The following is a 22,336-nucleotide window of genomic DNA, read 5'->3' as shown; positions in this document are numbered from 1 at the left end:
GGCGGTCGTCGCGGTGGAGCGGGAGGAATCCGAAGGTGACAGAGAACGACGGGACACGGCAGCTGGCCGATCTGCTGGCCGCCCGGCACGAGGACTTCACCACCGAGTGGGTGGAACGGGTGGCCGAGTCCATCGGCGGCAGGATCACCCTGAGCGAGCTCACCCAGGAACTCGGCGAGCTCTACTCCTCGCTGGTGCGGGCCGTGCGGGCCGGCGGCACCGACACCCGGGGCGACCACTTCGCCGAGACCCGCAGCCTCCTCGTCGAACTCTCCCGCGGCAGGGCCCGGCAGGGCTTCAGCCCGACCGAGACCGCCGTGAGCGTCTTCTCCCTCAAGCAGGTCCTCGAACCGGTCCTGACCGCCGAGGAGGGCGCCCGGCACGTGCAGGCCTACCTCGAGTTCTCGCGGCTCCTCGACGACCTCGGCCTGTTCACGGTGGAGACGTACGCCAGGACCCGGGAGGAGATCATCTCCTCGCAGGCCGACCAGCTCCTCGAACTGTCCACGCCCGTCGTCAAGCTGTGGGACGGGATCGTGGCCGTCCCCCTGGTCGGCACGCTCGACTCGGCACGGACCCAGGTCGTCATGGAGAAGCTGCTCCAGGCGCTCCTCGACTACAACTCCACCCACGCCATCGTCGACATCACCGGTGTGCCCGCCGTGGACACCCAGGTCGCCCAGCACCTGCTGAAGACCGTGCTCGCGGCCAAGATGATGGGCGCCGAGTGCGTGATCTCCGGCATCCGCCCGCAGATCGCGCAGACCATCGTCGCGCTCGGCATCGAGTTCGGCGACATCGCCACCAAGGCGACCCTCGCCGACGCCCTGCGCCACGCCCTCACCGAGATCGACCGCGCCGCGCAGGTGACGGTCAGGTCCGGGAGGCTGCTGTGACGGAACGCGTGCCGATCCTCCAGATCGGCGACGTCCTCCTGGTGTCCATCCAGGTGGACCTGGAGGACCAGATGGTCCTCGACCTCCAGGAGGACCTCTCCGCCAGGATCGTGGAGGCCGGGGCGCGGGGCGTCGTCATCGACATCTCCGCCCTGGAGATCGTCGACTCCTTCGTGGGCCGGATGCTCGCCACCACCGCGGCCATCTCCCGGGTGCTCGGCGCCGAGACGGTCGTCGTCGGCATGCGCCCGGCGGTCGCCATGACCCTCGTCGAACTAGGGCTCTCCCTCGGCGGCGTGCTCACCGCGATCAACCTGGAACGGGGCCTCGCGCTGCTGCGCCGACGTGCCGCCCAGGAGGCCGGGGGGCCGGCGGGCGCGACGGCGGAGCGTCCGTGAGAGCCACTCCGCCGGACGGGGCGCCGGGGCAGGAGGTGACCATCGTCGCGAGCGGCGACGTCGTGGCGGCCCGGCAGGCCGTCAGGTCCCTCGCGCAGCAGGCCGGTCTCTCGCTCGTCGAGCAGACCAAGCTGGTCACCGCCGCCAGCGAACTCGCCCGCAACACCCTGGTCTACGGTGGTGGCGGACGCATGGAGGCGTACGGCGTCCAGGCCGACGGCCGTCGTGGTGTGCGGCTCAGGTTCGCCGACAGCGGCCCTGGCATACCCGACGTCGACCTGGCGCTGACCGACGGCTGGACGTCCGGCAAGGGCATGGGACTCGGACTCAGCGGCGCCAAACGCCTGGTGGACGAGTTCCAGCTGGAGACCGAGGTCGGGAAGGGCACGGTCGTCACGGTGGTGAAGTGGGCACGATGAACGCGGCTCCATGGTTCTCCGAGGCCGAGGAGGTCGTCTGGCTGCGGGTGGGCGACGCCCTGCCCTCCGCCGCCCGCCGCGAGGGCTCCGGCCTCGCCCGGCGCATCGGCCTCTCCGCGCACCGCGCCTCGGAGATCGAGCTCGCGCTCACGGAGGCGGCCACCAACCTCCAGCGGCACGCCGTGGACGGCGCCCTCGCCCTGCGCCTCGTCAGGACCCGGGACCGGGCCGCCGTCGAATTCCTCGCCCTGGACAGCGGACCCGGCATCGCGGACGTCCCCCACGCGCTCACCGACGGCTCCTCGACGCGCGGCACCCTCGGCGTCGGACTCGGCGCGATCGCCCGCCTCGCGGACGACTTCGACATCCACTCCCTGCCGGGCCGCGGTACGGCGCTCAGCGCCCGCTTCTGGTCCGGCCCGGCGCACGCGGGCCGGCCCGCGGGAGCGTCCCCCGCCGTCGAGGCGTCCGGCCTCACCCGCCCCATCAGCGGCGAGGAGGTGTGCGGCGACACCTGGGCCGTACGCGGAGTCCCCGGCGACACCCACGAGGACACCGTCGTCCTGGCCCTGATGTGCGACGGCCTCGGCCACGGACCACAGGCCGCGCGAGCGGGCGAGGCGGCGCGCACGGCGTTCCGGGAGACCACCGCCACCGGCCCGCAGGGCGTCCTCGTCGACCTGCACCGCGCACTGCGCGCGACCCGGGGGGCCGCCGTCGCCGTCGCCCGCGTCGACGCCGAGGAGGGCACGGTCGACTTCTGCGGCGTGGGCAACATCAGCGCCTTCCTCGTCGGCGACACCAGGACCGCCCTGCTGTCCAGCCCCGGCATCGTCGGCCACCAGCTGCCCCGGCTGCGCTCGGCACGGCACCGCCTGGAGCGGGGCAGCGTACTCGTCATGCACTCCGACGGGCTCAGCGACCGCTGGGCGCCCGCCGACTTCCCTGGCCTGTTCGGGCGCGGGGCGAGCGTGATCGGGGCACAGCTGCTCCAGCAGACCGGGGTGCGGCGCGACGACGCCGGTGTGCTCACGGCGAAGGTCGTACGCCGCCCGCCCGAGCGCCGCGCGCCGGAAGGTCTCTCCCCGTGACCGGGGCCGCGGGGGAGCCGGTCGTCCTGGTCACGCTGCCGATCTCCGGGCCGCGCGACGCGTTTGTGCTGCGCAGGCACGGGCAGATGAGCTGCCGGGCACTGAGCCTGGAGGGACCGGAACAGATCCGGTTCGTGACCATCCTCAGTGAGGCCGCGCGCAGTCTGCTCGGAGCGACCGGACTGACCGCCGCCCTCGCCGTGGTGCCGGGTGCACCCGCGATGCTCACGGTGACGTTCGTTTGGGAAGGGAGGGAGCGGCCCGCCGCCGACCTGGTCGCGGCCGCAAGGCGATTGCTGCACCACGTCGTGTACGCGGATTCGCCGACGCCCGTCCTCGTGCTCGGACAGCTCCTGCCGCGCCACGACGGCGCGTCGGACGCACGCATCGCCCGGGCCCGTGACGAGCTGGCCGCCCTGCGGGCCGTAGACATGAGCGAGGAACTTCAGCACCAGAACCGGGACCTGCTCGCCGCGTTGCAGGAGGCACGGGCACGGCAGGAGGAGTCGGAGCGGCTCAACGCCGAACTGGAGGAGACCAACAGGGGCGTCATGGCCCTGTACTCCGAGCTGTCCAAGGAACTGGAGGACACCAACAGCGGGGTCGTCGCCCTCTACGCCGAACTGGAGGACAAGACCCGCCGACTGCGGCTGGCCGACGAGGAGAAGACGCGGTTCTGGGCCAACGTCAGCCATGAGCTGCGCAGTCCGGTCAACGCGGTGATCGCCCTCACCCGGCTCCTGCTCGCACCCGACGCCGAGCCCCTCACCGAGGAACAGCGCCAGCAGGTGTCCCTCGTGCTGTCCTCCGGCACGACGCTGCTCGCCCTCGTCGAGGAACTGCTCGACACCGCGAAGGCCGAATCCGGCCGCCTGGAAGCCCAGTTGAGCACGGTCGACCTGCGCACGCTGCTGCACCAGCTCCGGGGCACGCTCGGCGGCATGGCCAAGGACGGGGTCCGCTTCACCGTGCCCGACACCGACCTCGTGGACCCGGCCACCGGGACCGCGCGCCCCCTGGTGACCGACGAGGTCATGCTCACCCGGGTGCTGCGCAACGTGCTGTCCAACGGACTGAAGTTCACCGACACCGGCGAGGTGCGGCTCGACGTGACGCACGAGGTGCGCGACGGCACACCCTGGGCGGTGTTCGTCGTCACGGACACCGGCATCGGCATCCCCGAGGACCAGCAGAATCGTGTCTTCGAGGAGTTCTACCAGGTACGCGGCCCGCACCAGCGCGGCAGGTCCGGTACCGGACTCGGACTGCCGTACGCCCGCAAGCTCACCGAACTCCTCGGCGGCAGGCTCACGTTGAGCAGCGAGCCCGACCACGGCACCCGCGTCAGCGTGGAACTGCCGGCCGGGCCCGGCGACCAACTCCCCAGGGCCACCGGCCCGGCGGCGGACGGCCCCCGCACGCCCCGGTTCGGCCATGTGATGATCGTGGACGACGATCCGGCCTTCGTGGCCAGCCTGCGGCCCGCGCTCGACACCCTCGCCGGACGGGTCACGGAGATCTCCGACAGCTCCGAGGCGCTGCGCGCCATGCGGCAGCGGCGCCCCGACGGCGTCCTGCTCGACCTGTTCATGCCCGCGCCCGACGGCTACCGGCTCCTGGAGGCCATCGCCGCCGACCCCGACCTGGCCCCGATCCCCGTGGTGGTCCTGACCTCGGCGTCCCACGGCGACATCGACCGCTCCCGGCTCGGCACGGCCCGCGCGGTGCTCGGCAAGACCCACCTGACCACGGACAGCCTGGCGGCGGCGCTGGGCCCGCGGCCCGGCACCCGCCCGGCCGCACCGGGCGGGACGACGGTGGCACACCCGGCGGCACACCCGGCGGCACACCTGGCGGAGAGCGACGGGAGCGACGCATGAGCGTCCCCGTGGTCCGCAGCGGCGCCCCGGCCGCCCAGGACGGCGCCCCGGCGCTGATCCTCGTCGTCGACGACAACCCCACCAACCGGTACGTGCTCACCACCAGCCTGCGCCGGGCGGGCCACGACGTGGTCGAGGCGCCGGACGGAACGGCGGCGCTCGACCTCCTCGCCGCCACGGGCGAACTGCCCGAGGCCGCCATCGTGGACGTCAGGCTGCCCGACATGACCGGCTTCGAGGTGTGCGAACACATCAAGGCCGAGCCGAGGACCGCCGGACTGCCCGTCATCCACATCTCGGCGTCCGCCATCAGCGTCGACGACCGGACCCAGGGACTCAACCGGGGCGCGGACGCCTATCTGACCGAGCCCATCGCCCCCGACGAACTGCTGGCCACCGTCAGCGCCACCCTGCGCTACACCCGCGCCCGGCGCCGCGCCGAGTCCCTCGCCCGGCGGCTCGTCCAGCTCAACAGCACGACCCTGGCCCTCTACAGCGCCACGGAGGCCGGCACGCTCGTACGCGCCGCCGCCGAGGGAGCCGCCGCGATCCTCGCGACGACCGCGGCGGCCGCCCTGACCTCACCGCAGGGCAGACACCTCCGGGCCGTCCGCGGCTCGGGCACCGCGACCCATGTGCGGGACACCGCGGCGCTGCCCGTGGGCACCGAGGGGGACACACCGTACGAGGCGCTGAACGGCCACAGCCTGCGCTACCGCACGGGCGCCGCGGTCGACGTGATGAACGCGGCGGACCTGCCGCTGCTCGCGGGTGCACCGGACGTACGGACTCCGCGGGGTGCTCCGGACGTACGGACTCCGCGGGGGGTGCCGGACGTACGGACTCCGCGGGGTGCACCGGACGTACAGGATCCGCGTGGTGCACCGGACGTACCGGGTGCGCGGGACGTACCGGATGCGGCCGTGCGGGAGGGCCGCCTCGCCGTGGCCATGGCCCGCGCCAAACACGGCAGGGCGCCCGTCGTCATCGCGGTCCCCGCCGCCGCCGTGACGCACGACGACGACCGCGACCTGCTCCTCCAGCTCGTGCACGCCACCGCGCTCGCCCTGGAGGCGCTGCGCGCGTACAGCGAGGAACACGCCCTCGCGCTCACCCTGCAACGCAGCTTCCTCCCGGAACGGCTCCCCGAGAGCCACCGCGCGCGGATCGCCGTACGGTATCTGCCGGCCAGCGAACAGGCCGAGATAGGCGGCGACTTCTACGAGGCGCTGAACACACCGAGCGGTCTGGTCGTCGCGGTCGGCGACGTGGCCGGTCACTCGCTGGACGCGGCGATGGCCATGGGCCAGATCCGGCACGCCCTGCGTGCCTACGCCATGGACGACCACGCGCCCCACCAGATCCTCGACCGCCTCGACCGGCTGCTCGTCACCCAGCTGCCCGGCACGACCGTCACGCTCTGCGTCATCCAGATCCCGGCGGAGACGAACAGGCTGCGCATCGCCAACGCGGGCCACCTGCCGCCGCTGCTGCGTCCGCCCGCCGGGTCCGCGGTCTACATCACCGACCACGGGCCCCTGCTCGGCCTGGGCCTGGAGCATCCGCCGCCGGTGGAGGTCGACGTCGCCCCCGACACGGACGTGCTCCTCGTGACGGACGGCCTGATCGAACGCAGGGGCACCGACCTCCAGGCGAGCCTCGACGACCTCGCGAAGGCGCTGACGGAGGCTCCGCGGGACACCGAACGGATCTGCGACACACTGCTCGCGCGGTTCCCGCTGGACGGCACCGACGACGTGGCCCTGATGGCCCTGCGGGTCCTTCCCCTGGCCCCCTGACTCGGGCCCACCGCCACGAACGACACCCGTGGCCGCTCGTCGGTCCGAGATCTCCCTTCCCCTTCGCGGTGGCGTCGAGCAGCTGACCGGGGCGAGCAACGGCGACGACAACGGCGAGCCGCGACCGACGGCCACCCCTTCTGGCTCCCCGAACCCGGCACCTGGACCACTGCCACCGACCTGCACCCCGGCGAACTGCTCAGGACCAGCGCCGGCACCCACGTCCAGATCACCGCCGTAGAACGCTGGACGGCCCAGGCGGCCACGGTCCACAACCTGACGGTCAGCAACACCCATACGTACTATGTGCTGGCGGGCGAGACTCCGGTCCTCGTCCATAACGCCGGTGCGCGCAGCAACCCTGAGCAGGTCTGTCCCATCGGCAACTACGCCGTGGAGTCCATTCCGGCGCGCAGCAAGTCGCAGCGGTTCACGGATGAGGAACACGATCAGATCGACGATCTGGGCTTCCAGTATGGGTGCCACACTTGCGGAATACTCGATCCCGGCGGTAACGGGAGATTCGTCCCGGATCATCAGCCGATCAGCTCATGGGTTCCGGACGGTACGCCCCAGCGGCTCTATCCGCAGTGCCGCCCGTGCAGCAGCCGACAAGGCGGCTGGGCAGGCCGGTTGAAGAACGTGATGAGAGGGCTCTATGACGCAGCAGCCAAGAATTGACGGGCGCCGATGGTTGGAGACGGACGGCGGCCCTGTCCTTCTGTGTCCGGTTTCGCTGCTCTCCTCGTGGACGGGATACAACGGTGACTATGACCTCGTCATCGAGATGACGGATGCGGGTCACACCGAGTGTTATGTCCTGGCGGAGAAAAACGTGGTGATTCTCGGGGACGAGCCGCTGCCGACCACGATCATCGAGTCACGGTCACTGATCGTCCAGTGGATCTCCGGGAACTCCGAGGAGGACATGCGGAGGTATGCCTCCGAGGTCGACCTCGATGCCATCGCATGGCGTGCAGGTCCTGTGCTGGAATCCGACGGGAGCCTCGCACTCATGGACGCGGCGACACCCGGCGACGAAGCAACAGAAGGGGATGTGTTCGTCTTCGATCTCAGAGCTGGCAGATTTCGTGTCGACAGCGCGGAAGTACCCCTTGCTTCGCATACTGCGGCGAAGCTGCACCGCCTGGTTTCGCTGACGGTCTGATCTGCCTCGGCAGCAGAGAGGACGGGCTCGCAGCCTCAGCTGTGGGCCCGTTCCGCGAGCGTGACGACCGACGAATCCGGTAACGCGGTCAGGAGGATTGCACGGTTCGATGTGAACCCCAATAGCGCTCACGTTCAGAAACTGGGACCGCACCTGAATCTGGAAACTCGGATCAATGGAAAGACGGTTACTAGTGGCCCGTTCATAGGTGACTGGGGGAGACGTAATGATGAAAGTATTGCGCGACGATTCGACGTTCGTCAAGCGAGTGGGAAGATGTCGCCATCGGCATCGACGCAGTGCGGGTTCCGTGAAGCGGCTTGGTGCAACTGGCCTTGAAATGGAGTAATTGGGTTTCCATGCATTATCCAGCGGCCCCATTGGATCTGTTTCCGGTGGGGCCTTTGGGCTGTCTGGCGGCGGTAGTTGACGGCAACGCCAGCGGACGGGTGCTGCACCAAGTGGTGGTTCGTCGCCGTCGAGTAGTTGGCCGAGCTTCGCGCCCGTGTCGAGGCGCTGGAGTCGGGTGGCGGCGAGCGGGGCCGCTGACCCGCCGTGCCGGGTGGCCCGGGGGCGTTCAGATTTTCTCTACGAGGTTCAAGGCGTCGCCCGCCATCTGAGCCGGCCAAACATCGCCGGCCGACCCACCGTCGGGTAAGCAGTCAGCGCCCGTCCTGGGTGACTGAGGGCGGCCGGGCCCAGACGTGAGCGGGTCTCAACCTGGCACGGCCGGGAGCAAGTTGTGGGCGTGGATCCCTCGCGCGTCGCACAGCAAGTTGTTGCCTACGACCGTCCTACGGCCGGATCACAGGCACAGGGCTGACCAGGGGGTCAACCCTCAGCATCCGTCGCCGGGCTCACCGAGAGCGGTGGCCGACGTCGCCTCCGGCGGGGAGCGAAGCTCCCGGCGCCCCGCCGTCGGCCGATCTCTCTGCGCCCGGCCTCCGGGTCCGACCACTGCCGTCCAGTCCGCGGCAGTTCCCCACGGACGCACGTCGAGCCTGAGCATCAACGGCCTCGCGGTCTGGCGACTGCCTGATGCCGGGATGTCCAGAACCTGGCTGCTGGCGCAGCAAATTGTCCCGTTGGATAGCCCACGAACTATCCAAGGGGAAGAGGGCCGACCCAGGGGCCGACCCTCAACGCGCGTCGCCGGGCTCACCGTCGGGCGGGTGGCCGGCGTCTCCTCCCGCAGGGGAGCGAAGCTCCCGCCGCTCGTCGTCGGCCGACCGCTCCCGCCCCGGCCCCCGCGCTGCCGGACTGGCCGACGCACGCGCTGGCCGAGGGCCGCCCTGGCGGCCGACCGCCGAGCCCGAGAGCCCCGAGACCGCCCACCTGCCCGGGTCGGGGCCCGGATCTGGCAGGCCACCAGTCCAAGATCGCGTCAACATCCGCGCTGCGGATCGTGAACGCGGCAGGTGGACAGGAGGCGAAGGGGGATCAGTCGGTGGCCTTGGGGTGTCCGGTGCCTGCGTAGGTGATCCAGGCGGTGCGGTTGGTGTCGTCGACGAGGTACCAGATGCGGCCGCCGCCGGTGACCTCGTACTGCCAGTGTTCCAGCGTCTGCCCCTTCCAGAGGGTGGAGCCGAGCTTGCCCCTGAGCCGGTGGTGGCGTGCGGGGTCATCGGTGGCGCGCGGAGTGGATCGAATCTTGTCGAAGGCGCGGCGGAGGTTGCCTGCTGCGTGGCGGGAGAGGTTCTCCCAGCCGTTGGCGGCCTCGGTGTTGGCGAAGCGCAGGTCGAACTCGTTGCCCACCGGGGGTGGGGCCGCGCGGCCACCGCGTTTGGGGCTCACTCGCTGGTCTCGCCCTCGGGCGCGGGGACAGGGCCGAGGTCGCCGTCGGGCTCGCGGGTGAGGAGGGCGTGCAGGGCGGGGTCGGCGTAGATCTCGGCACTGTGTCTCCACTGGGCCAGCAGCAGCGCGATGGGAGCAAGGTTCTCCAGCGCAGCAGCCCCGCGGGCGGTGTCCACCAGTTCGCCGAGCATCGCTTCGACGTCGTCCTCGGGGAGGAAGACCGACCAGGGCAGAGCATCCGGCAGGGCTTGACGCAGGGCGGCGGTGTTCTCGGTGCGGACCAGCCCGGCGAGCAGACGGGCGGTGAAGTCGATCACGGTGGAGTCCTGCTGCAGCTGGTCGGCGCGAATGAGCGCCAGGTCGCCCGCGTCGCGTCGGCGCAGGCGCAGGGCGCGGACCACGTCCAGGCGTCGGGCGGTGGCAGCCGGGTGGTGGAGCAGCTCGCTGAAGGGCACGTCCTCGTAGGCCGTCGTCATGACATCCACAGTAGCTCGGATGTCCTGCTGGGGGTAGCAGGTCGCGGGCGGGGCGCCGCCCGGCAAGGAGATGATCGCGCGAGGCCGCTGGGGTGGGTGCGCTGAATGAGCGGTGGACAGTGATGGTGCCTGCATCGAGGTTGCGATTTTTCCGGTGGAGGTCGACATCGCCCGAGCCGTGAGGCTCGCCGCCTCTTCCGTGCCGGTCCGGCCGGTTTCGACGGCCCGGTCGGACCGGCGGACCGGATCACCGGGTCAGGTGCTCAGGAGCCGGTTGAAGAAGGAGCGGTATCGGCGCAGCGCCCTGCGCAGCTCCTCCGTGTCCACGCCCTCGCCCTGGCCCCACTGTCCCTCCAGCTCCTTCTTGTGGTGGGCGAACGTGGTCGCGAGGGTCTGCATGACGTCCGCGACGAGCGCGTCGGCGTCGTGCACGGCCTCGCGGGGGTCGTCGACGAACCTGCTCTGGGTCCTCTGCCAGCGCTCACGGAAGGCACGGTCCTCCTCGTCGCCGAGGAGCTGCGGCATCTCGTCGTCGTCGGGGCCGGAGGCGTCCGGCGTGCCGGGGTGGACGGGAGCGTCGGCGGAGGTCTCCGCCGGGTCCGACGAGCGGGGCTGTGGCTCGGGCCGTGACTGTGACTGTGGCTGGGCGAGGTCCTCGGTGCTCAGACCGCTGGTGCTCCGGTCGGTGTCGTGCGTGCTGTGCATGGCGTTCCTCCATCCCGCGTTCGGGGCTGTGTCAGGACCGGGTGGTCCGGCCATCCGGCGTTCGGGGCCGCGTCAGGTCCGGGCGGTCCGGGTCCGGCCGTCGTCGGAGAGCAACTCGTCGAACAGTGCGCGGTAGTGCACCATGGCGCCGCGCAACTGCTCCGTCGTCGTCCTGTCGCCGTGGGCGCGGGCCTCCACCTCGTGCGCGGCCCGGTAGTGCTCCAGGGTGCTGCCGTGCTCGACCGAGAGGTCCCGCATCTGCTGGTCGAAGTCCTCGGTGGGGTAGCCGCGGTCGTGCATCAAGGAGGTGACCAGCCGGTCGGCGTCGTGCACCGCGTCCCGGGGCCGGTCCACGAACTCCTCCTGGACGCCGCTCCACTCACGCGCGTACCGCTCCCGCGCGTCCGTGGGCAGCGGCTTGATGTCCAGCGCGTCGTGCCGCCGCTCGCGTTCCCTGAGCTCCCGCTCGGCCGCGCGCCGGCTGTCGGCCCCCTCGACGGTCCTTTCGTACTCGGGCCCGAAGCGCTCACGCAGACGACGGCGCCGTGACAACAGCGCGACCGCCACGGCGGCCAGGACCAGCACCACCACGACCGGAATGATGATCGCCAGCAGGGTTCCGGTGGACATGGACACACCCTCCTCACCGAAGTGCGACAGACACCCATCGGGTTCCCACCCGTCCCCACGCAAACCTCCGCGCGGCGGCCGTCGGGCCACGCTCCGTCACCAGGGGAATTTTGCCCCGCACGGATAACCTTTCAGGGGTTTCGCCCAACTTTATTGGCGATATGATGGAGACCGTGGGACTGGATCACACCTCGCTGACCACTCTCGCCGCCCTCGGCGACGACCTGCGGCGCCGCATGTTCGAGTTCATCCGGCAGGAGCGGCGTCCGGTCACACGCGAGGAGGTCGCCGAAGAACTCGGCGTCTCCCGCAAGCTGGCGGCGTTCCACCTGGACAAGCTGGTGGACGTCGGTCTCCTCCGGGCCCACTACGGATCATCCACGGGCATCCGCAAGGTCGGCCGCCGGCCCAAGGTGTACGAGCCGGTGACCGAGGCCATCGCGGTGACCATCCCCGAGCGCCGTTACGGCATGCTCGCCGACGTCCTCACCGAGGCCGTGCTGACCGAGGCGGCGGAGGAATCGGCCCGCGATGCCGCGCTCCGCGTGGCGTTCCAGCGCGGGGAGACACTGGGCGGCGCCCAACGCGAGCGAGTACGTCCCGGACGGCTCGGCGCCGAGCGTGGGCTGAGCCTGGCCGCCGAGACACTCGAGGAGCTCGGTTTCGAGCCGGAGCGCGTCGCGTCCACCCTGCTGCGACTGCGCAACTGCCCCTTCCAGCCACTGGCGGCCAAAGCCCCGGAACTGGTGTGCGGTGTCAATCAGGCTTTCCTGTCCGGCTACCTGCGCGGCCTGGGAAGCGACAGGACCATCGCGGTGCTCGCCCCTCGACCGGACTCGTGCTGCGTCGAACTGCGTGGCGAGGACGAGGTCGCAGGCGCCCCGGGGTCCTGAGCTCCATGCACGTGACCGTCTGGAGTCACGATGAGTTCCCCCCGTTCCGCTGAAGTCACCCTGAGAGGATTCGGAGCGGGCTGTGCCGTCGCCAACGTGGTGCTGCACACGCTCCTGATCCCCGATCATCTTGAGGAAAAGTTCTACATCGGTTTCCTGTTCGCCGTGGGCAGCGCCGTCATGCTCGGCGTGGCCGTGGCACTCGTCGTCATGAAGCGTCCCTCGGCCGCTTGGCTGACCGGGACGGTCGTCAGCCTCGGCATGATCGTCGGTTTTCTGTTGTCCCGCACCGTCGGTCTGCCGGACGGCTACTACGAACGCGGCTGGGAGGTGCCCTACGGCCCACTCTCCCTGCTGGTCGAAGCGCTCTTCGTCGTAGCGTTCCTCGCCTGGCTCCGCGGCGCGGCGGCCCACGCCACCGAGCCCGGAGTGCCACCCCGGACGGCCCACGAGCCGGTCTCACCGGGGCACGGCAGAGCAAAACACTGAAGAAGCCCTATGAACGTCCACGGGAACCGGGTCGCGCGCTCATGGCGGTGACCCGGCCCGTGTCAGTGCCGCGCGAGTTCCGCCAGCCACGGATGCCCGGGATGGATACGTCCCAGCCACCCGCGGAGAACGTCGCGCCGCTCCCGGCCCAGCAGGGGCAGGACCCCGTCGAAGTCCGTGTGGTCCTTGGGCCGTGGCGCCTTCGCCTTGAACAGCAGCGCCAGTTCCGGCACCAGATAGGGGATGCCGTCCGCGGTCCGCTCGATGATCGCCTCGTACGGCAGCCGCAGCGTCTCGTCCCGCCGGCAGATCCACGTCCCGCCCTCGTGCGGCTCGCGGAAGACGTCGAACAGGAACCGCCCGCTCGCCGGATCCCGCAGCCAGGTCTGACGCGTGGCCCCGAGCGCCTCGGCGCCGGCACCCGCCCAGACCCGCCCCGAGCCCACCGCGTCGAACGCGTACTCGGGGAAGCGGGCCCGGATCTCCGCGAACCCCGCCGCGGGCACGGCGATCTCCAGATCACCGTGCGGCCGCGACTGCCCGCCGCGGAACAGATCCAGCGCCCATCCCGCCACGACGCACCAGGGCACCCCGACCCCACCCAACCGCTCCGCGACCCGCCCCGGCCGCCAGGCCCCCACCCAGCGGGCCTCCAACTCGTCCGTACCGAGGACAACACCACCGGGCGGCAGGGATTCGCTCATCGGAACAACCTACTGCCGTCGGAGCCGGTCGCGGCGCCTCGGAACGGGCGTGCTGGTCGCTGCCCTTGGTGAGCGGCTGTGACCAGCGCCTCTCAACGGGTCCTAGCCGAAGCGGCCCTCCACGTAGTCCGTGGTGCGTGGGTCCGCCGGACCGGCGAACATCGTGGCCGTCGGGCCGTGTTCGATGATCGCGCCCGGGGTGTTCTGTTCCGCGAGGAAGAACGCGCACTGGTCGGAGACGCGGGCCGCCTGCTGCATGTTGTGGGTGACGATCACGATCGTGACCTCGTGGGCCAGTTCGCGGATCGTCTCCTCGATGCGCCGCGTGGACGTGGGGTCGAGAGCCGAGCAGGGCTCGTCCATCAGCAGGACCTCGGGCCGCACCGCGAGGGAGCGGGCGATGCACAGGCGCTGCTGCTGGCCGCCGGAGAGCGCGCCGCCCGGCTGGCGCAGCCGGTCCCGCACCTCCTTCCACAGGCCCGCCTTGGCCAGGCACTCCGCCACCAGGTCGTCCTTGTCGCCGCCGCCCATCCGGGTGCCGGTGAGCTTCAGGCCGGACGTGACGTTGTCGTAGATGGACATCGCGGGGAACGGGTTCGGCTTCTGGAAGACCATGCCGATCTTCCGGCGCGCCTCGGTCAGCCGCTGCCCGGCCGCGTAGATGTCCTGGTCGTCCACGAGGACCTCGCCCGCCAGCGACGCGGAGGGGACGAGTTCGTGCATGCGGTTGAGGATGCGCAGGAACGTCGACTTGCCGCAGCCGGAGGGGCCGATGAGCGCCGTGACCAGGCCGGCGGGCATGGTCAGCGACACCCGGTCGAGGACCTTGTGGTCGCCGAACCACGCCGAGATGCGGCGCGCTTCGAGCGTCGCGCCGCTCACCCCGGGCACGGCCGGGAGGGGCAGTGTGGTCTCGGTCTGGGTCGTCTGGTCGGTCACGGTTCGTCCTTCGTCGGCGGTGGAGCGGCTTCGGCGGCGCGGAGCGCGGTCATAGCAGGTTCGGCAGGAGCATCAGCGCCTGGTCCGCGGTGAAGAGGCCCAGCGCGCCCAGGAGCGGGACGCCCACCACCCAGGTGTGCGGCCGGCCCCAGCGGGTGCGGGCCCAGGTGAGGGCGGCGGCGGCGAGGACGAGGCCCTGGCCCCACAGCACGAGCGGCAGCCAGGCCGAGGTCCCGGTGGCCATCGGCTTCTCCTCCTCGGGCAACGAACCCGCCGCGAGCGCCGGCGCCGGAGTGGGCTGCGCGTTCGAGATCAGGTCCGCGTCCACGCGCAGGATGCCCCGGGGCATGAACGGGGTGCCGTCGGCCGTGATGAGGGTGAGCCGGCCGTGGCCCGCGGCGGGCGCGGCCGGCTGGGGGTCGCCGGCCCTGCGCGGCCCGATCACCTGATAGACGTGCTTGCCCTGGCCCGTCGTCACGGTGAACCTGTCGCCCGTGTTCAGCTCGCCCAGCCGCCGGAAGGGTCCGCCGTACGTCGCCTGGCGGGCCATGACGACGCTCACCCCCGTCTGACCGGGCAGGGGCGTGTCCCGGCGGTGGCCGGGGCCGTGGGACAGGTCGTCGGCGGTGGTGCCCTCGTGGACGACCTCGCGCAGCCCCAGCGCGGGGATCTCCAGGAGGGCCACGGGCTCTCCGGGTCCGGGCGCCCGGCCGCCGCCCGCGGACTGCCCGATGGGGGCGACGCCGTTGGCGAGCTCGGAGCGGAAGGTGGCGTAGTCGACCTGCCGGTCACGGGCGTGCCGCAGGTTGCCGACCAGCCCGGCGTCGGCGACGAAGCCGAGCAGCACCGCGGCCAGGATGGTGAGCGCGGCACTGGTGACGCGCAGTCCGGGTCCTGCGACCGGGCGCGTCGGGCGGAGGGGGCGGCGCGCCCCGCCGGGCCCGGGAGTCGGCACGGAGCCGGCTGCCACGGGCCCGGAGGGGGCGGAGACGGGTGCGGTCATCCGATCCTCACCGAGACGGAGGTCGCGCTGCCGTCGGCGTACCCGCCGCGCTTCGCCGTGACGGTCACGGTCAGCCTGTGGCCGCGGTCCGAACGGGTCGGCGTGTACGTCGACCTGGTGGCACCGGTGATGGTCCTGCCGTCACGCTTCCAGACGTAGCCGTACGAGGTCGCCGCCGGCGTCCAACTCCCGGACTTGGCGGTCTGCCGGTAGCCGACCCTGTGGGTGCCGGAGATCGAGGGCTTCGTCCCGGCCTTCAGGGCCGGGCCGAGCGCCACGGTCACGGCCGGGCTGGTCGACGCCGTGCTGCCGGTGGTGTTCCTGCCCGTCGCCCGGCAGGCCACCTTGTGCTTGTACTCGGTGCCGCCGAGCGTGCGGGTCCTGCCCGTCTGGCCGCCGATCACCTTGCCGTCCGTCAGCCAGGCGTACGACACGGAGGACGCGCCGCCGAAGGACACCGAGCAGGTCACGGTGGAGCCGGCGCGCGCGGTGCCGGTGACCCTCGCGGCCGTGACGACCGCCGGCGGCTTGATCTTCACCGTGTACGACAGCGCCCCGGAGACCGACGGGCCGTACAGCGCCGGATCCGCCGGGGTGAACCGCGCCGTGAGGCTGTGCGTGCCGACGGCCGGCGAGCCGGTGCTCAGGGTGGCCGTGCCGCCGGACACGCCGACCGGGCCGCCCAGGGGGGTCGTGCCGTCGAAGAAGCGCACGGTGCCGGTCGCGGTGGCCGGGGAGACGGCCGCCGTCAACTTGACCGCCGTACCCTGCACGACCGGGCTCACCGGGCTCGCGGCCAGCCGGGTGGTCGTGGGCGTGACGGTGACGGGCTCGGTGGACCGGTACGTCGTGTCGGACGTGAACCAGATCGGCGCCGTGAAGTCGCCGTACGTCGTGGAACCGAACGGCGTGCGGCAGGTGAGCGTGAAGTCGTAGCGGCCCGCGAGCGTGGTGAAGCCCGCCTCGCCGGCATAGTCCCGCATCGTCTCCGACAGCGGAACCGCGAAGCCGCCGTTCGCGGCGGCGGGGTAGATGCCGATGGGCGAGTTGCCCACCACGATCCGGCCCTCGGCCGGGAAGCCCTCGCCCTTCACCGAGACGATGACGTTGGTCGCCGGCTGCGGGCACGGGCCGGTCGTGGTCAGCAGGATGCCGCTGGTGTCGGTGCCCGTGCCGGGATCCACCACCATCGGACCGAGGACGTCGGCCCGGGCCGCGCCGGTGCCGAGCGCGAGCGAGCCGGCGGCGAGCAGGGACACGAGGCCGGCGCCCAGTGGTCTGCGCACGGCCTTGAGGCGCTCGGTCGTGAAACGCGTCGTGAAGCGCATGGTCTCTCTTCCGGCTCAGACGTGGGTCGTGTCGGTGGTGGTGTCGAAGTCCTCGCGGGCACGGGCGCGGCGGACGACGAGGACACCCGCGAGGACCATCGCGGCCGACACCGCCCCGAGCGCGCCCGCGTCGACACCGGTGGCCGCGAGCGAGCCATGGCCCGAACCGCCGCCGGAAGCACCGCCGTTGACGTCGGTCGACACGTCAAGGGAGCCGCCGTCGGAGCCACCGCCGCCCGAGGTACCGGCGTCGGCGGCCGAGGTGTCCGAGGTGTCCGAGGGGGAGACGGTGTCCGAAGGGGAGGCGGTCTCCGACGGCTCACCGGTGTCGCCGGGCTCACCGGTGTCGCTCGGGACCGTGGTCTCCGGGGGCAGGGCGGTGTCCGACGGCCCGGCGGTGTCCGAGGGGGGCGCGGACGCGGTGTCCGACGAGCTCGGTGTGCTCGGCGTGCCGCTCGGACCGTCCGGGTCCGTGGTCGTGTACTCGGTGGCGGAGGTGAACCAGATCGGCGCCGTGAAGTCGGCGAGGCTGGTGGGGTCGAACGCCGTACGGCAGGTGACCGTGAAGTCGTAGCGGCCCTCCAGCTCGGTGAAGCCCGCCGTGGCCGCGTAGTCCCGCATCGTCTCCGACAGGGGGACGCGCAGACCGCCGCTCTCCGCGGCCGGGTACGTGGTGACCGGCGAGTTGCCCACCACGTTCTGGCCCTCGGCCGGGAAACCCCTGCCCTTCACCGAGACGATGATGTTGGTCGCGGTGTCCGGGCAGGGACCCGAGGTGGTCAGGCTCATCCCGTCGTCGTCCCTGCCGGTCGCGGGGGCCACCTCCAGCACGCCGGCGGAGTCGGCGGCCGCCGCCTGGGCGACGGTCGCCGCGGAGACGAGCAGCCCCGCCGCGCCGCAGGCCGCGATCAGCGCTCCGGCGCGGACGGTGGCCGCCCTGGACATCCGGGATCGGTGAGGTGTGAAGGACACGGTGTTTCTCCCTTGGGTGGTTCAGGACGGGGTGGCGAGGGGGTTCACTCGCCGGTGTGGGGCCGTTCGGCCCGGGCTCGACGGCCGCGCGCCCAGAGGGCGACACCGGCCGCGAGCGCCAGCAGACAGACGCCGAAGCCGCCCACCGCCCAGGCGATGGGCGCGGAGTCCGCGGACGCCTCGGCGGCATCCGCGCGCGCCGCGTCGGGGGGCGTGGCGCCGGCCGCCGGGGCGGAGCCCCCGGGCGTTTCGGCGGGCACCGGCAGGCCGCCCGGTTGTTCCGGCTGCCGGGGAGCCGGTCCGGCCGTGCCGCCCTTGGCGGATCCGCCGGCCGGAGCCCCGCTGGAGGAACCGGCCGGTGCCTTGGGCAGGGCCACCTCGGTGCCGTCCCGGTACGCGGTCTTCCGCTCGAAGTCCAGCGAGCCGGTGAAGTCCTTCAGGCTCCTCAGGTCGAAGGCGCCCTTGAGACAGCTGACGGTGAAGGTGTACGTGCCGCGCAGGTCGGTGAACCCGGCGATGTCGGCGTAGTCCTTCATCGTGTAGATCAGCGGGATCGTGAGGCCGCCGCCCGGCACCGAGCGGTAGGTGGTGAGCGGCGCGTTGCCGACCACGATCTGTCCCTCGCGCGGGAAGCCGGCTCCCTCGACCCGGGCGATGACGTTGGCGGTCCTCGCGGGGCAGGGCGCCTCGGCGGTGAGGGTGATGGACTCGGTGTCGGTGCCCTGCCGGGGGGTGACGGCGAGCCCGCCACCGGTGGCGGCCCGCGCGTCCGTCGGCGTGCCCGCGAGCAGCGCGCCGGTGACCAGCAGCACCGCGGCGAGGCCGACCGCCTGCCTGGCGCCGGACGCCGTGCGCGACGAACGCACGGACACCGTCCGGGACATGCGGCGCCGCCTGCGGCGTATCACCTCGAAGGTGACGATCGCGGCGAGCACGAGGACCAGGGCCAGCAGCGCCCACGGTACGGCGGTGAAGGCTTCGGTGCGGGTGACGCGGGGCAGGATGCGCTGCTCGATGTCGCCGCGCACCGGCTCGGGGTCCACCGTCACCGTGGTCGTGTCGCGGAACGCGGGTCGGACGCCGGTGGCCGACGTGCTCACGTGGATCTCGTCGCCCGGCAGCAACTCGGGGAGGTCACCGGGCCTCGCGGTCCTGGCGGTGCCGCCGAGGCCGTCGCGGACGCTGACGGTCTGGTGGGCGGCGAGCCGTACGTTTCCGGTGTTGCGCAGGGTGTACGTGATGGTCGCGGAACCGGTGCCGAAGGGGTTGGCGGTGCCGTGGTACACGGTGCGCAGGTCCTCCACGGCGAGCCGGGGGGTGAGTTCACCGGCCACGCGGAGGTAGACGCGCGCACCGACGCGCTGGTCGACGGCGACCCGGTCGCCCTTCTTGTCGGTGGCGTCGGCCGCGAGCGAGGCGACGATGCCGCCGACGTGGTCGCCCGGGGTCGCCTTCTGCGGGATGCGCAGGGTGAACGGCACGATGACACGGGAGCGGGCCGGGACCTTGACCCGGCTCCTGCCGACCTCGATCCACGAGCCGGCGTCGGCCGGCCGGTGGTTGGCCGCGAACAGGTCGAAGCCCCCGTCGGCGGTGGTGAACGCGTCCTGCGCGTACAACCGCAACGTGAGCGGTTTTCCGCCGTAGTTGAAGACGGCGATGTGGTCCGTGACGCGGGCGCCCGGGGTGGCGCCGTAGGAGAAGTTGGGCCGCGCGTCGGGCTTCTTCGCGGCCGAGGGCTGAACGCCGAACGTGGTACGCCCCGTTCCCCCGGCACCGGGTGCCGCGGCCGACGCGTGCGTGGCCGGGAGGACGGCGAGGAGACAGGCGGCCAGGACGGCGGCGATGCGGCGGGCTGAGGTCGTGATCATGAGACGTCGTCCGTTCGAGCGCGAGCGGGACCGGTACGGAGTGGGGCGGGGACGGGAGCGGAGGTCGTGCGGGCGGAGGTGGCCGGGACGGGTGGGGCCACCCGTCCCGGCCCGGGGCGCTCCTCCGGGGTGGAGGAACCGCCCCGTCAGCCGTCCGCCCGGGTCAGATGGCCGTCAGGGTGAGCGTCGCGGTGTAGGTGCCGGCCACGGTCGAGGTCGGCACGTTGAACGCGAGGTCCGCACCGAGGTGGGCGGTGCCCGGACCGGTGCCGTTGGCCAGCGAGCGGGAGGACTTGAGGCCGTCGGTGCCCGCGTCGCCGGGGGCGACACCGTGGGCCGCGGCGACCGTGTTGCCCGCGGTGACCGACTGGGACGCGCCCTTGTCGATCGTCTTCGGGCTCCAGCCGAGGTTCTGGCCGTTGATCTGGTGCGAACCTCCGTCGGAGAAGTCGGTCACCTGGCCGCTGACGGACCAGCCGGGGTTGCCGGCACGGGTGTCGGTGAGCGTGACCGGGTTGATCGCGCCCGCGGTGGTGAGCAGGTCACCGTCGGTGTTGAGCTGCGGCGAGGGCAGCGTGACGTGCGGGCTGTCCACGCTGATCACCAGCGCGCCGGACTCGACGGTGGTGGTGATGTCCTCGGAGGCGGTGACGCCGCTGAAGGCACCGATGACATACGGGACGGCGCCGGAGGTGGAGCCGGTGTAGGCGTGGGTGTCCGTCGGGACGAAGACCGCCGTGAAGGAGTGGTCGCCCTCGGACAGGCTGCCGGTGGTGAAGTTCGCCTGGCCGGCCGCGACCTGCACGGTGGCCAGCGTGGTGGTGGTGCCGCCCACGGTGTCCTGGAACTTCACGGAACCGGCCGCGGCGGTCGGGGACACCGAGGCCGTCATGGAGACCGGGCTGAACTTCTCGGCCGTACCCGCCGGGGAGACGGCCAGCGCGGTGGTGGTCGGGGTCGCCGGGGCGGCCTCCACGGTGTAGGAGACCGCGCTGGACGCCGAGCCGTTGTAGGCGGTGCTCGACGGGGTGAACACGGCGGTCAGCGAGTGGTTGCCCGCGCCCAGGGCGCTCGTGGTGAGCTGGGCCTGGCCGCCGGAGACGGTGACCGGACCACCCAGCGGGTCGCCGTTGTCGTTGAACTGGACCTTGCCCCCGGCGCCCGCGGGGCCGACGGCCGCGGTCAGCGTGACCGGGGTGCCCGCGGCGACCGGGGCGTTCGGGGACACCGCGAGGGAGGTCGTGGTGTCGGTCTTCGACGCCGGGTCGGTGTTCTGGTACTCGGTGTTGGACGTGAACCAGATCGACGACGTGAAGTCGCCCAGGCTGGTGCCGTTGAACGCCGTGCGGCAGATGACGGTGAACGTGTACTTGCCGGTCAGCGTGGTGAAGCCCGCCGTGTTGGCGTAGTCGCGCATGGTCTGCGTCAGCGGAATGACCATGCCGCCGTTGGACGCGGTGGGGTAGGTGCTGATCGGCGAGTTGCCGACCACGTTCTGGCCCTCCGCCGGGAAGCCCGAACCGGCCACCGTCACCAGGATGTTGGTGGCGTTGTCCGGGCAGGCACCCGAGGTGGTCAGGCTGATGCCGGAGTCGTCGAAGCCGGTGGCCGGGTCGACCACGGCCGTACCGATCTCGGCGGCCGCCGCCGAGGGCGCCGTGATCAGGCCGCCCGCCAGCACGGCGACCAGGCTCGCGAGGCCACCCGCCAGGGCCCGCGAGAGAGTCTTCTTCAGCACTGTCGTGCTCTCCTTCTGCGAGGATCTCTTCGAAGATCTGTGGAGATCTGCGAAGCGTCAGGGGGTCTGCTTGCTGGTGTCGCCGCAGTTCGGGTTGGCCGCGAAGCCATAGGTGTTGATCACCGACGTCTGCCGGCAGATCAGGGAGTTGGAGCCGACGAAGACCTGGCTGTACGGCGCCGTACCGATCTTGCTGGTCGGGATGACGTTGTAGACGTCGCGCTTCACACCGAAGCTGGAGTTGAGGACCGTCGGCGCGAGCCCGTCGACGGTGCCGAGGATCGCCCGTCCGCGCAGGTCGGCGATGGTCTGCGTGGCCTGCGAGTTGTACTGGGCGATGGAGAACGGAACGATCGACTTGTCGTCGAGGACGCGGCCGTCGTGTTCCTGGACCGGCTTGCCGTTCTTGGTGTCCTTGATGCAGGGGTAGACACCGGCGACCACGTCGGCCTCCGTGATGCCCATCTGGGACTCCCAGAAGCTGCGGGTGCCGGAACCGGCCTGCGGCAGGAGCACCGTGAGGCTGTAGTTCGGGCCGGTGCCCACGTAGTTGGCGTCGCAGTGGTAGATCGCCTTGAGGTCGTTCAGCGTCAGCTTGCGCGGCAGCGCGCCGGTGGGCGTGATCGCGTAGCTGACGGCGTCCACGGCGAACGGGACATAGGTCAGGCCCGGGGTGGAGGCGGCCAGGTTGAGGCTGGAGGAACGGGCGAAGTCCAGGCAGCCGTCGCCGGCTCCGCCGTTCGCCTGCAGCGACTGCTGCAGGGCGGTGCGGCCGGCGCCGGAGCCGTTCGGGCGGGCCATGGCGCACCCCGGCCTGGTGGCGGGGTCCTTGGTGGTGATGTTGGCCGAGCCGGTGGCGTCGTAGGAGCCGATCACCTTGGTGCCGTTGATGGTGATGGCGTTCGCCAGGCCGTTCATCACGTCCTGCGTCGTGTCGGAGCCGACGCCCGACAGCTGACGGTAGGTCGGCGTGCCGGACGGGTCGGCAGCGGCCTGCGTGACGGCCATGGTGCCCGTCAGCAGTCCGGCGAGGCCGACGGCGGCGACAGCGGCCATTCTCTTGTTCACGTGCGATACCTCTCGGGTTAGGCTTTCGCCGGGTGGTGCCCGGCGCGGTGTTTCGGACAGTTCGTTGGCGCGGAC

General features: G+C 71.8%; 21 protein-coding genes and 1 pseudogene. 10 read left to right on the top strand and 12 right to left on the bottom strand.

The window, feature by feature from the left end; all coding sequences use genetic code 11:
• Positions 1–35 precede the first annotated feature (35 nt).
• The 8 genes and pseudogenes from AB0F77_RS12795 to AB0F77_RS12760 all read left to right on the top strand — a co-directional run bounded on the left by AB0F77_RS12795 (position 36) and on the right by AB0F77_RS12760 (position 7,651).
• Positions 36–896 (top strand): STAS domain-containing protein, encoded by an 861-nt coding sequence (locus tag AB0F77_RS12795; protein ID WP_361945981.1) that lies wholly within the window; start codon positions 36–38, stop codon positions 894–896.
• Positions 893–1,294 carry an STAS domain-containing protein gene (locus AB0F77_RS12790; RefSeq protein WP_361945978.1) on the top strand — a complete coding sequence of 134 codons (402 nt, stop codon included), beginning with the start codon at positions 893–895 and terminating at the stop codon, positions 1,292–1,294. Before AB0F77_RS12795 ends, AB0F77_RS12790 begins: the two co-directional genes overlap by 4 nt.
• A 35-nt stretch (positions 1,295–1,329) precedes the next feature.
• The gene (locus AB0F77_RS12785; protein WP_361946489.1) at positions 1,330–1,713 is read left to right on the top strand and encodes an anti-sigma regulatory factor; all 384 of its coding nucleotides are present in this window, start codon (positions 1,330–1,332) and stop codon (positions 1,711–1,713) included.
• Positions 1,710–2,804: an ATP-binding SpoIIE family protein phosphatase gene (locus tag AB0F77_RS12780; protein WP_361945975.1), complete on the top strand. Its 1,095-nt coding sequence runs from the start codon at positions 1,710–1,712 to the stop codon at positions 2,802–2,804. The genes AB0F77_RS12785 and AB0F77_RS12780 overlap by 4 nt, the downstream gene beginning before the upstream one ends.
• Positions 2,801–4,684, top strand: coding sequence for a hybrid sensor histidine kinase/response regulator (locus AB0F77_RS12775; protein WP_361945972.1), 1,884 nt, complete (start codon positions 2,801–2,803; stop codon positions 4,682–4,684). The genes AB0F77_RS12780 and AB0F77_RS12775 overlap by 4 nt, the downstream gene beginning before the upstream one ends.
• Positions 4,681–6,483: a SpoIIE family protein phosphatase gene (locus AB0F77_RS12770; protein ID WP_361945969.1), complete on the top strand. Its 1,803-nt coding sequence runs from the start codon at positions 4,681–4,683 to the stop codon at positions 6,481–6,483. Before AB0F77_RS12775 ends, AB0F77_RS12770 begins: the two co-directional genes overlap by 4 nt.
• A 132-nt stretch (positions 6,484–6,615) precedes the next feature.
• Positions 6,616–7,164, top strand: a pseudogene (locus tag AB0F77_RS12765) (polymorphic toxin-type HINT domain-containing protein); the annotation flags it as partial.
• A complete protein-coding gene (locus tag AB0F77_RS12760) occupies positions 7,142–7,651 on the top strand; it encodes an Imm21 family immunity protein (protein ID WP_361945966.1) in 510 nt (169 codons plus the stop codon). The pseudogene AB0F77_RS12765 and the gene AB0F77_RS12760, both read left to right, overlap by 23 nt.
• A 1,440-nt stretch (positions 7,652–9,091) precedes the next feature.
• Here AB0F77_RS12760 and AB0F77_RS12755 read toward each other — a convergent pair.
• From AB0F77_RS12755 to AB0F77_RS12740, 4 genes are all read right to left on the bottom strand, one after another.
• Positions 9,092–9,445, bottom strand: coding sequence for a hypothetical protein (locus tag AB0F77_RS12755; protein ID WP_361945963.1), 354 nt, complete (start codon positions 9,443–9,445; stop codon positions 9,092–9,094).
• Complete coding sequence (locus tag AB0F77_RS12750) at positions 9,442–9,921, bottom strand: hypothetical protein (protein ID WP_361945960.1); 480 nt, start codon at positions 9,919–9,921, stop codon at positions 9,442–9,444. Before AB0F77_RS12750 ends, AB0F77_RS12755 begins: the two co-directional genes overlap by 4 nt.
• 255 nt (positions 9,922–10,176) lie before the next feature.
• Entirely contained in the window at positions 10,177–10,626 is a 450-nt protein-coding gene (locus AB0F77_RS12745) for a hypothetical protein (RefSeq protein WP_361945957.1), read from the bottom strand.
• Positions 10,627–10,698: 72 nt separating this feature from the next.
• Positions 10,699–11,256: a hypothetical protein gene (locus AB0F77_RS12740; RefSeq protein ID WP_361945954.1), complete on the bottom strand. Its 558-nt coding sequence runs from the start codon at positions 11,254–11,256 to the stop codon at positions 10,699–10,701.
• A 173-nt stretch (positions 11,257–11,429) separates the two neighbouring features.
• On the opposite strand from AB0F77_RS12740, the gene AB0F77_RS12735 reads away from it, so the two are divergent.
• A complete protein-coding gene (locus AB0F77_RS12735) occupies positions 11,430–12,149 on the top strand; it encodes a helix-turn-helix domain-containing protein (protein WP_361945952.1) in 720 nt (239 codons plus the stop codon).
• A 30-nt stretch (positions 12,150–12,179) separates the two neighbouring features.
• A complete protein-coding gene (locus AB0F77_RS12730) occupies positions 12,180–12,638 on the top strand; it encodes a hypothetical protein (protein ID WP_361945949.1) in 459 nt (152 codons plus the stop codon).
• 62 nt (positions 12,639–12,700) lie between these two features.
• On the opposite strand, the gene AB0F77_RS12725 is transcribed toward AB0F77_RS12730, so the two are convergent.
• From AB0F77_RS12725 to AB0F77_RS12690, 8 genes are all read right to left on the bottom strand, one after another.
• Positions 12,701–13,342 (bottom strand): hypothetical protein, encoded by a 642-nt coding sequence (locus tag AB0F77_RS12725; protein WP_361945946.1) that lies wholly within the window; start codon positions 13,340–13,342, stop codon positions 12,701–12,703.
• Between the two features lie 102 nt (positions 13,343–13,444).
• Positions 13,445–14,194 carry a phosphate ABC transporter ATP-binding protein gene (locus AB0F77_RS12720; protein ID WP_361946486.1) on the bottom strand — a complete coding sequence of 250 codons (750 nt, stop codon included), beginning with the start codon at positions 14,192–14,194 and terminating at the stop codon, positions 13,445–13,447.
• Between the two features lie 136 nt (positions 14,195–14,330).
• Positions 14,331–15,284 carry a sortase gene (locus AB0F77_RS12715; RefSeq protein ID WP_361945943.1) on the bottom strand — a complete coding sequence of 318 codons (954 nt, stop codon included), beginning with the start codon at positions 15,282–15,284 and terminating at the stop codon, positions 14,331–14,333.
• Positions 15,281–16,612, bottom strand: coding sequence for an Ig-like domain-containing protein (locus tag AB0F77_RS12710; protein ID WP_361945940.1), 1,332 nt, complete (start codon positions 16,610–16,612; stop codon positions 15,281–15,283). Before AB0F77_RS12710 ends, AB0F77_RS12715 begins: the two co-directional genes overlap by 4 nt.
• A 15-nt stretch (positions 16,613–16,627) precedes the next feature.
• Entirely contained in the window at positions 16,628–17,584 is a 957-nt protein-coding gene (locus AB0F77_RS12705; RefSeq protein ID WP_361945937.1) for a hypothetical protein, read from the bottom strand.
• Between the two features lie 44 nt (positions 17,585–17,628).
• On the bottom strand, positions 17,629–19,455 hold the full coding sequence (locus tag AB0F77_RS12700; RefSeq protein ID WP_361945934.1) for a DUF916 domain-containing protein: 1,827 nt from the start codon (positions 19,453–19,455) through the stop codon (positions 17,629–17,631).
• A 163-nt stretch (positions 19,456–19,618) separates the two neighbouring features.
• Positions 19,619–21,193: an Ig-like domain-containing protein gene (locus tag AB0F77_RS12695; protein WP_361945931.1), complete on the bottom strand. Its 1,575-nt coding sequence runs from the start codon at positions 21,191–21,193 to the stop codon at positions 19,619–19,621.
• Between the two features lie 57 nt (positions 21,194–21,250).
• Entirely contained in the window at positions 21,251–22,261 is a 1,011-nt protein-coding gene (locus AB0F77_RS12690) for a substrate-binding domain-containing protein (RefSeq protein WP_361945928.1), read from the bottom strand.
• Positions 22,262–22,336 lie beyond the last annotated feature (75 nt).

This window comes from Streptomyces sp. NPDC026672, assembly GCF_040638185.1.
Classification (GTDB): domain Bacteria; phylum Actinomycetota; class Actinomycetes; order Streptomycetales; family Streptomycetaceae; genus Streptomyces.
This window is presented reverse-complemented; position numbering and strand designations above follow the sequence as displayed.

Bases quoted from the DNA above. Each gene is read 5' to 3' on its own strand.
- AB0F77_RS12730 (WP_361945949.1), top strand. From the start codon at position 12,180: ATGAGTTCCCCCCGTTCCGCTGAAGTCACCCTGAGAGGATTCGGAGCG.
- AB0F77_RS12780 (WP_361945975.1), top strand. From the start codon at position 1,710: ATGAACGCGGCTCCATGGTTCTCCGAGGCCGAGGAGGTCGTCTGGCTG.
- AB0F77_RS12725 (WP_361945946.1), bottom strand. From the start codon at position 13,342: ATGAGCGAATCCCTGCCGCCCGGTGGTGTTGTCCTCGGTACGGACGAG.
- AB0F77_RS12700 (WP_361945934.1), bottom strand. From the start codon at position 19,455: ATGATCACGACCTCAGCCCGCCGCATCGCCGCCGTCCTGGCCGCCTGT.
- AB0F77_RS12715 (WP_361945943.1), bottom strand. From the start codon at position 15,284: ATGACCGCACCCGTCTCCGCCCCCTCCGGGCCCGTGGCAGCCGGCTCC.
- AB0F77_RS12710 (WP_361945940.1), bottom strand. From the start codon at position 16,612: ATGCGCTTCACGACGCGTTTCACGACCGAGCGCCTCAAGGCCGTGCGC.
- AB0F77_RS12745 (WP_361945957.1), bottom strand. From the start codon at position 10,626: ATGCACAGCACGCACGACACCGACCGGAGCACCAGCGGTCTGAGCACC.
- AB0F77_RS12750 (WP_361945960.1), bottom strand. From the start codon at position 9,921: ATGACGACGGCCTACGAGGACGTGCCCTTCAGCGAGCTGCTCCACCAC.
- AB0F77_RS12740 (WP_361945954.1), bottom strand. From the start codon at position 11,256: ATGTCCACCGGAACCCTGCTGGCGATCATCATTCCGGTCGTGGTGGTG.
- AB0F77_RS12760 (WP_361945966.1), top strand. From the start codon at position 7,142: ATGACGCAGCAGCCAAGAATTGACGGGCGCCGATGGTTGGAGACGGAC.
- AB0F77_RS12770 (WP_361945969.1), top strand. From the start codon at position 4,681: ATGAGCGTCCCCGTGGTCCGCAGCGGCGCCCCGGCCGCCCAGGACGGC.